The organism is Citrobacter sp. wls718 (genome assembly GCF_005280945.1).
In the GTDB taxonomy this organism is placed as follows: Bacteria; Pseudomonadota; Gammaproteobacteria; order Enterobacterales; family Enterobacteriaceae; genus Citrobacter; species Citrobacter gillenii.
In genome coordinates, this window is sequence record NZ_SZWV01000103.1 from 1 (window position 1) to 8598 (window position 8598).

Sequence of the window (8598 nt, forward strand, 5' to 3'; positions counted from 1 at the left end):
TTCAGTTCTTTAAGGCCTGGTTCAACACTGAACACATTGACCGTGGGCTGCTGGTTAAAGAGTGGTGTAAAGGCAATCGCGTGTCGCAGATTCAGCGCACTGACTCCGGAACCAACGCTGGCGGCGGCAATAAGACCGATCGCAACCCGGAACTTGTCCACACGCTGGACACTCTGGACATTGATATTGCGCTGGCCACACTTCCAATGGATTTCAACATCTACGATATTCCTGGTGGCGTTTTCCGTCGTGCAAAAGAGGTCATTGCTAAAAACGAAAGCCCGTTCAAAGAGTGGTCCGCCGCCCTGCGCAAACGCGCTGGCATTCTGGATTATTCCCGCGCCGCTATTTTCGCGCTTATTCGTAGTGCAGAAGAAAACACTCACCATTTCCCGGAACTGCTGAGCCGTTACATCAATAAGAACCTGACTGAAACCGACCACCAGCACCCAACTGAAGAAACCCTGGCGGCAGCCGGTCACGTACCAGAAAAAAGCTGGGAAAACGAGATTAAAGAGAAGTCCACAGCTGAACAGAAGGCAATAACCGAGCAACCAGAAATCGCCAACATGGGCAACGGTGTTTTCTCCATTGATGGCCTGATGGGTAACCAGCCGGCGCCAGCGCTTTCTGTCGCAGACCAGGTACGCCAGCGCGCCGTCGAAGAAAAATTACATCAAGCCAATACCGAGGAAACCACCAGCGATGTGCAGATGGAAAAAACTGACAACAGCGAAATCAAAGCTAATCCTGAAGTGTCTCAGAGCGAAACAGCAGTTTTGCCAGTTAAAAGCGCTGATGCAACTGGTGACGCGTCAGCTTCCCTGAATAATGAACCCGTTCACCATATTGAAACGGATCCCCTGAACGCTTTCTATACTCACCTGATGGTTGATATGGAAACTATGGGCAACAGTCCTGATGCCCCAATAGTCTCTATTGGCGCTGTATTTTTTGATCCTTCAACTGGTAACACTGGTGCCGAGTTTTACCAGGTTGTCAGTCTGGAGTCATCGATGTCGTTTGGCATGAAACCGGATGCCTCTACAATTCAGTGGTGGCTGAAACAATCATCTGAAGCCCGCTCTGCCATTCTTGTTGATGAAGCCATGGGGCTGCTTGAGACTCTCGAACTTCTGGCTGACTTTATTGCTGAAAATGCTGCTAACGGTAGTCACACCATTCAGATGTGGGGTAATGGATGCTCGTTTGATAACGTCATTCTTCGCCGCGCATACGCGTTAACAGATACCCCCTTCGCTGTTCCGTTCTGGAATGACAGGGACGTAAGGACCATGGTCGAGCTGGGTAAATCTGTCGGTATCAATCCACGCTTCGACATCCCGTTTGAAGGCGAAATGCACAATGCGCTTTCTGACGCCCGGCATCAGGTCAAATACGTCTCTGCAATCTGGCAACGCCTGACTGCAAACTGATTTTCTAATTTCACAATTTACGGATCCTGCCTGGTATGTTTCTACAGGCAGGCCATCAGAGAGATGAGCTATGCACGAACTTACACTGTCTCCTCAGGAAATTGCAGAAATTACTGGCTATCAGCGCTACACCCACCAGCAGCGACAGCTGCGGTGTCACGGCATACCGTTCACCACTGATGGGCGGAACCGCCCAATTGTATTGCGCAGAAGTATTGATCCCGGAGTTTCTGAATTACCTAAGGTCGATGAATATGTTGCACTTGAGCCAAATTACGACGCAATCAATGGGCAGACCAAGAAAAGATCCTAAAGACAAGCACCTCCCGCCACGCGTAACTAAAAACCGTTATAGCTATGTGTGGAAGCCAAAAGGAACAAAACAAAGCGTAACTCTTGCACCTATTACCGGGACGAGTATGTCCCGGCTATGGGCGCGTTATGAGGAAGAAAAAGCCAAGCGCTCAGACGTAATGACATTTTCTAAATTATGGAAGTTATTCACCAGCAGCCCAGCTTTTGCTGAACTGGCTCCACGAACGCAGACTGATTACAGGTCGTATGAAAAAAACCTGGTTCTAGTGTTCGGGAATATGCGAGCAGATGACATAAAAATTGAGATGGTCAGGATCTATATGGATAAACGTGGCCAACGCAGTATTAACCAGGCAAACCAAGAACTCGGCGGGATGTCGCGTGTTTTCTCATGGGGATATGAACGAGGGTATGTGAAAGGAAATCCGTGCAAAGGAGTACGCAAGTTCTCTTTAAAAGCCCGTGACGTGTACGTGACAGACGAAGAATATCAGGCAATTTATGAAGAGGCGGCACCAGCTCTCCGGGTTGGCATGGAGATATCTTACTTATGTGCGGCTCGCGTTTCGGATGTTCTTTCTCTCAAATGGTCGCAAGTAAGCGAGGAAGGCATTTTTATCCAGCAGGGAAAGACCGGGACTAAACAAATAAAAGTCTGGACTGAACGGCTTCATAACGCCATCGAACTTGCAAAAACTCTGGGTGGGCGGGAAACGGTTATCTGTAGCAGCAAAAAAACTAAATACTCGAAAAGTGGGTTTAACGATCTGTGGGAAACCGCAAGGGAAGCAGCAGGAAAAAAACTAGATAGAAAACTGCCGTGTACTTTTCATGATCTCAAAGCCAAGGGGATATCTGATTACGAAGGCTCGAGTAAGGACAAACAACTATTCTCAGGTCACAAAACTGAAAGCCAGGTTGTGGTTTATGACAGAAAAGTGAAAATTTCTCCCACATTGGATCTTCCAGTCTTGGGCAAATCAGAAGATGATGATGGCGAGTTTTATACCAAGTGAATATACCAACACTATACCAAGTGTGACATGAGTCGTTGAAAGGAATTGAGCTAAGTGTTTGAATAGTGGCGGAGAGAGGGGGATTTGAACCCCCGGTAGAGTTGCCCCTACTCCGGTTTTCGAGACCGGTCCATTCAGCCGCTCTGGCATCTCTCCGTTCTGGCGGTTGCCATGATGCCAGGTAATTTGGCATTTTAACAGACCCCGTTCCGTCAATTTCGTTCAAGTGACGAGTTTGCGAGCAAAACGATGATTAAGTGGCCCTGGAAAGAGCAAGAAACAACCCGGAATGATGACTGGCCGTGGGATGACGCCCTGGCAATTCCTCTTCTGGTGAATCTCACTGAGCAAGAACACGCCAGACTTATCGCGCTGGCTGAGCGTTTTTTACAGCAAAAAAGGTTAGTTGCACTGCAGGGACTTGAACTGGATCCGCTAAAAAGTGCGCGCATTGCTCTGCTTTTCTGTTTACCCATTCTGGAATTGGGTATCGAGTGGCTCGATGGTTTTCATGAAGTTCTGATCTACCCTGCCCCGTTTGTCGTGGATGATGAATGGGAGGATGACATTGGATTGGTGCATAACCAACGCGTCGTTCAATCCGGGCAAAGCTGGCAGCAGGGGCCGATTATCCTGAACTGGCTCGATATTCAGGACTCCTTCGATGCCTCCGGTTTTAATCTGATTATCCATGAAGTGGCGCACAAGCTGGATATGCGCAATGGCGATCGGGCCAGCGGTATTCCGGCGATCCCGCTTCGGGATATCGCAGGCTGGGAACACGATTTGCATGCAGCAATGAATAATATTCAGGATGAAGTCGACCTGGTGGGTGAAACCGCTTGCAGTATAGACGCCTATGCTGCGACCGATCCTGCCGAATGTTTTGCCGTGTTATCTGAATATTACTTCAGCGCACCCGAATTATTTGCGCCTCGTTTTCCTGCACTATGGCAGCGTTTTTCCCAGTTTTATCGGCAGAATCCCCTGCAACGATTACGCGATAACCGGGAAGATGAGAATAATCGCTCATCGAATGTGCATTAACGCTGCATTTTGAGGATTAATTAACCAATTGAAATGACGTGCTAATTTTACTGTTGACACGTCATGGTGAGGTCAGTAATATGCGCCTCGTTCACACGATTCCTCTGTAGTTCAGTCGGTAGAACGGCGGACTGTTAATCCGTATGTCACTGGTTCGAGTCCAGTCAGAGGAGCCAAATTCTTGTTTTCGTGCAGCTTCATTAATACCTGTATGGTTTTAATACAACAGCTTAGCGTGAAAACTTCTTCCGATGCATTTTGATCTTATCCTCCGCATCGGAAAAAATTGGTCGTCAAATCTGGGGTCCGGTTAGTTTTACTATGGAGTGACCCCATATGCCTCTTACTCTTACTGACACCAAAATCCGCAGTCTCAAACCATCTGATAAACCCTTTAAGATCTCTGACTCTCGATCTGTATCTTCTGATTAAACCGGGCCGACTCACGTCACTGGTATCTCAAGTATCGTAGTGACGGCAAAGTGAAAAGAGAAAAAGCAGTGCGAAGAGATCCATGCGGCGATTGTGATCAGTGCTCACAATCGCCGGACCGCTTTTCGGCAGTCTCTCACGAGATTTAACAAGCAGACCCAGCCACCGCCACAGCCACAGCCAGACAGCTCTATTCGAAAATGAAACGTTACCAGAAACGTTTTCTGAGTGCGGTTTCAATCTCGATATCAACGCAGTAGAACTGCAAAATCACCCACACGGCATCGACCAACGCCTCGGTCAACGCCGGATAATCATCATTAATGATGGTGTTGATTTGCTCGACGGATTCATCAAGATATTCCTGAATACTCTCTTCAAATTCCTCTTTGGTCGCTTGATTGCGAAAAAAGCTGAAGGTATCCAGTTTTTCAATTAACAGATCGAGTTGTTCTTCAATACCGTTTAACTGCGCAGGCATGACGTCAGGATCACGGGCGATCAGTGTAAAAAAGCTCTGCACTTTGGCTTTAAGTTCGATAATCGTCGGAAGATGAAGTTTATCCGATGCCGCACTGCTGGCCTCTGGTCCGGTTTTTGTTACGAACGGCTGTGGTTCTCCTGCCCCGACGCCAGCTTTAACTTCGGTATGGGGTAAGGCTGGCTCGACTACTTCGCTTTCTTCTTCAGTTGGGAGTGGCGTAACCTCTTGCGCCGTTTCGCCGTTGATATGTTGGCGTAGACGACGGTGGAAATAGCTCTCCGGCTCTGCAAAGACAAGCGCGTGTTCACGTTGTGCCTGGCTATACGGCGCCATCTGGAGAAGTGCTTCAAATATCTCTTTATGATCCAATTCGATTGCCGCCACGAGTGGACTGTTACCACGGCAATTCTTTACGGCCAGGTCAGCACCATACTGCTGTAATAACTTCAGGATCCGCACAGCCGTGGATTCAAAACGGGGAAATTCATTTGAGACACCGCCGGTGACGGCGCACAGGGCAGGAGTGAAACCCTCACCATTCTTCACATGCGGGTTTGCCCCTTGCTCCAGGAGCAGTTCGACACAGGATTGAGCACCGTAGTAACAGGCGCACATCAACGGTGTAAATCGTTCATCGACTGAAAACTCTTCGAGTTTTGCGCCATGTTGTAACAGCAACTGAACGGTTTGACGCCGTATTGGGCCGGTTATTGCGTCTATAGAGTAGGTAGAAATCGCTTTATGTAATATCGGCGAGTTATCGAAACCACAATGGGTATGAATATCGCCCCCTTGGTTAATCAGCCATTCAAGGAGTTGACTGCGGCAAGAAATAGCCGCGGCTGAGACAAAGTTAGTATCGTAAATATTGGTCAGGTTTAAATCGAGTCCCTTAGGTAGCAAATACTCCATCACCTGAATGATCGTTTCTTGATCTTCTTTCCATGAACCACGCTGGGTGATAGTCAGTAAGGTCGGTTCTTCCACAGCACCAAATTTCTTATTGATATCGAGACCATACTGTAAAAAGAGATCGAGAAACTGGGGTAAAAACGTTCTGTTTTTTACCATGGGGAAGACCAGTAATCGTAAATTTGACCAAATCAACATCTCATAGGATTCACCTGTATTGACAAATTCACTATTGGGGTCAGCGCCATATTTAAGTAACAGCTCAAGAGCCTGATAGATGTAGTCACGTTGATCGGGGTCAGTATATTTGTCATTGTCCAGGTACTGGCTGATCAACGGTGCCTGGTAAGATTCTGGTGGCGTCATCTTATAGATGCGATTGATATCGACGGTCACCTTAAGCAGTTTCTCGACAATTCTCAAATCAAACTTAGATTTCAGTGCCGCATAGACCAGACTTTTGGCGCGTGAATCGGCTTTCAGTTGTGGCAAATTGTCGAGTAAATATTCGCAGAAGTCCTGTGCGTTGGCATAAACGCACAATTCCAACAAATTGGCGTCATCCCAAAAACTGCTATCATTGGCCATAATGTAGCGTTCTTTTTTAAAGTCAGGAAACCGTTTCACCAACGGCGCAAAGGTTTCAAGCCCCCAAAACTCACTCGCAAAAATAATATTTTCGATTAGCGCAGACGCTTCGATATCCAGCGCAATATCTTTATTTATGATATGTATAAAAAGGTCTTTACTTCTTTCAGAATATAATATCTCCAGCGGAAGATTAAATTCACCATTGGTCCAAAAACTCACAGACTTATTGATATCTAAATGAGCGTCAAGCAGAAGGTCAATCATATCTCTGCGTTGATAATCCTGGTAGGTATACTGTGGCTCGGGGTGATAAAGGTAATTAAGCCAACAATTATTGTAGCGATTTTGATAATAAAGATCGGCACCTAAAGTGAGGTAAAACCTCACCAACGCCGTATTATTAAACTCAATAGCTGAATGAAAGGCGCTAAAACCATTGCACTCAATTTTCGCCCCTTTATCGAATAAGTATTGTACCAGGGAGATATCTGACTCGGGACTGCGTGAGAGAGGAACCAGAACGTTACAAGGGGAAATATCGGGATCAATAAAATTGATATCCCCTCCATTAGCAAGGTACGTCTCAATTTTTTGTATTTTTTTAGAGGTGGATAGTTTGCTGTCTAAGCAAATTTTCCGTAGCGTGAGTTTACTATCCTTAAAAATCCAGTTCAGCATAAAATTCCTTATCAGGGGCTAATAATCGCAGACGTTCACACACTTTAGTCAATCGTAATTCAGGTCAATCTCGTTGAATTTATTGTCGCGATTCTGAATCACGCGCATCAACCAACGCCATTAACAACGGTCCCGCCTTTTCCAGTCCTTTTAATCCATCCTTAATCCAGACCCCTTTCCCACGCCAGGCCAACCGCGCAGCATGATCAAACTGGTCATAGTCCACCGGATACACCAGCGCCGGAATATTCTTTTGCAAGCAATGCCACATTATTCCTGCACCACCATGGTGAATGACCGCATCATAGTGCGTTAGCCAGTCATCGTAGTTCACCCAGGATACACGGTAGACATTGTCCTGCCGCTGCGATTCCGCTGCACAATGATGTCCATCAGTGAAATGAAAAACCCACTCGGGCAACGTACTTGCTAGCGCGATAACAGCTTGCATTACCGCATCTTTATGCCAGTCCAGATGTGTACCGAGCGTCACCAGCACATGGCGTTTATTTACTTCAAAGGGCGGTGCAACGCCTTGCGATGGCGGCGTGTAGAGCGCCGGGCCGGTAAAACTAACCGCAGCGGGCCAGCGACGCGGGAATTCGAATGTTTCTTCGCTTAGTGCCAGTATACGCAGCGGCGAGTAAGTACTTTCGCTGCCATCCTGCCGGTACAGGCGCGTGATACCGGTCTGGCGAATAACGTCGCGAAATAGCCAGAACACGGCCAGTTTGAACAGTCGCACCTTTTTACGCTGGAGCGCGTGCCACCCATGCTGAATCGCGTTCTGCGCGGGCATTAACCCGCCGCAATACGCAGGAGCGCCATCGGTGGTTTCCAGCACACAGGGTGACGGCAGACTACTCCACCAGGGGATATCCAACCTGCGACAAACTTCGCCGACAATGGGCAGTGTAAAGTCCGCTATCGCCAGATCCGGCGTACCTTCGCGCAGCCACAGATGTTCCAGTTCATCGGCAAAATTTTTCAATAACCCCACCACGTGGCGAAACTGCCGATACAGCCGCAGCGGATGGGAGCCAACCGCATATTTCGGATTCACCACCTCCAACAGCGGCGTATCGTAATCACCATGCAAAGACAGCCCCATCAGCCCCGCCGCCGCAACAGAAGTAGCCACGCCGTGCGTGCTAATAATCCGCACCTGATAGCGTTCAGACAGCGCCCGCCCCATCGCCAGCACCGGATGTAAATGACCGGAAAACGGCGGTGCCAGCAAATCAATGCGGGTGACACCCGCGGGGATCAGATCAAATAAACGCTGCATCTACGCCCCCTGTTTGCCTGTATCAGCAATAAACCGCCGACACAGCGCCGCCAGTTGCGGCTGTTCAAGATAATTCATATGGCTGCAGGCAATGCGTTGGTCTGCCTGGCGAAACCAGCAACGAGAAATCCAGTCCTGATCGCCTTGTACCAGCAAGTGATGGCAGTCCGGTCGGCGGCCCGCCACCGGTCCAAAAGCAAAAACACTGACGCGCGCCAACCACTCTGGCAGTAAGTGCAGTTGGTTAAACAGTTCCAGTCCGCAACTGCCGGAAAGCAACAACGTATGGCTTGTTGACGCCAGCATCTCCAGCGCCTGTTGTCGGTAGCGCAGGGCAAAGCTGACGTGCTGCGCGCCAAGGTATTCCCGCGCATTGTTGACACTGGCGCGCAGCAGGCC

General features: G+C 48.4%; 7 protein-coding genes, 2 tRNA genes and 1 pseudogene. 6 read left to right on the forward strand and 4 right to left on the reverse strand.

Annotation, left to right across the window (positions count from 1 at the left end; genetic code table 11):
• The 3 genes from FDW95_RS24050 to FDW95_RS19990 all read left to right on the forward strand — a co-directional run.
• Positions 1-1436, forward strand: a 1436-nt coding sequence (locus FDW95_RS24050; protein WP_249359255.1) for an exonuclease, incomplete at its 5' end; no start/stop codon positions are given.
• A gap of 70 nt (positions 1437-1506) precedes the next feature.
• Entirely contained in the window at positions 1507-1749 is a 243-nt protein-coding gene (locus tag FDW95_RS19985) for a DUF4224 domain-containing protein (RefSeq protein WP_071667664.1), read from the forward strand.
• On the forward strand, positions 1724-2767 hold the full coding sequence (locus tag FDW95_RS19990; protein ID WP_048222627.1) for a tyrosine-type recombinase/integrase: 1044 nt from the start codon (positions 1724-1726) through the stop codon (positions 2765-2767). The genes FDW95_RS19985 and FDW95_RS19990 overlap by 26 nt, the downstream gene beginning before the upstream one ends.
• A gap of 66 nt (positions 2768-2833) precedes the next feature.
• Here the strand turns inward: FDW95_RS19990 and FDW95_RS19995 are convergent.
• Positions 2834-2923, reverse strand: a tRNA-Ser gene (locus FDW95_RS19995).
• Between the two features lie 93 nt (positions 2924-3016).
• On the opposite strand from FDW95_RS19995, the gene mtfA reads away from it, so the two are divergent.
• The 3 genes and pseudogenes from mtfA to FDW95_RS20010 form a co-directional block, all read left to right on the forward strand.
• Positions 3017-3814: a DgsA anti-repressor MtfA gene (gene mtfA, locus FDW95_RS20000; RefSeq protein ID WP_115258844.1), complete on the forward strand. Its 798-nt coding sequence runs from the start codon at positions 3017-3019 to the stop codon at positions 3812-3814.
• A 100-nt stretch (positions 3815-3914) separates the two neighbouring features.
• Positions 3915-3990, forward strand: a tRNA-Asn gene (locus FDW95_RS20005).
• Between the two features lie 160 nt (positions 3991-4150).
• Positions 4151-4296, forward strand: a pseudogene (locus FDW95_RS20010) (Arm DNA-binding domain-containing protein); the annotation flags it as partial.
• Between the two features lie 158 nt (positions 4297-4454).
• On the opposite strand, the gene FDW95_RS20015 reads toward FDW95_RS20010, so the two are convergent.
• From FDW95_RS20015 to FDW95_RS20025, 3 genes are all read right to left on the reverse strand, one after another.
• On the reverse strand, positions 4455-6911 hold the full coding sequence (locus tag FDW95_RS20015) for an ankyrin repeat domain-containing protein (RefSeq protein WP_137363593.1): 2457 nt from the start codon (positions 6909-6911) through the stop codon (positions 4455-4457).
• A 79-nt stretch (positions 6912-6990) separates the two neighbouring features.
• Positions 6991-8199: a nucleotide disphospho-sugar-binding domain-containing protein gene (locus FDW95_RS20020; protein WP_115258846.1), complete on the reverse strand. Its 1209-nt coding sequence runs from the start codon at positions 8197-8199 to the stop codon at positions 6991-6993.
• On the reverse strand, positions 8200-8598 hold a 399-nt coding region (locus tag FDW95_RS20025), incomplete at its 5' end, for a hypothetical protein (RefSeq protein ID WP_249359259.1).

What these genes read in the sequence shown, in the direction of transcription:
- FDW95_RS19985 (WP_071667664.1), top strand. Translation starts at nt 1,507, where the DNA reads ATGCACGAACTTACACTGTCTCCTCAGGAAATTGCAGAAATTACTGGC.
- FDW95_RS19990 (WP_048222627.1), top strand. Translation starts at nt 1,724, where the DNA reads ATGGGCAGACCAAGAAAAGATCCTAAAGACAAGCACCTCCCGCCACGC.
- mtfA (WP_115258844.1), top strand. Translation starts at nt 3,017, where the DNA reads ATGATTAAGTGGCCCTGGAAAGAGCAAGAAACAACCCGGAATGATGAC.
- FDW95_RS20015 (WP_137363593.1), bottom strand. Translation starts at nt 6,911, where the DNA reads ATGCTGAACTGGATTTTTAAGGATAGTAAACTCACGCTACGGAAAATT.
- FDW95_RS20020 (WP_115258846.1), bottom strand. Translation starts at nt 8,199, where the DNA reads ATGCAGCGTTTATTTGATCTGATCCCCGCGGGTGTCACCCGCATTGAT.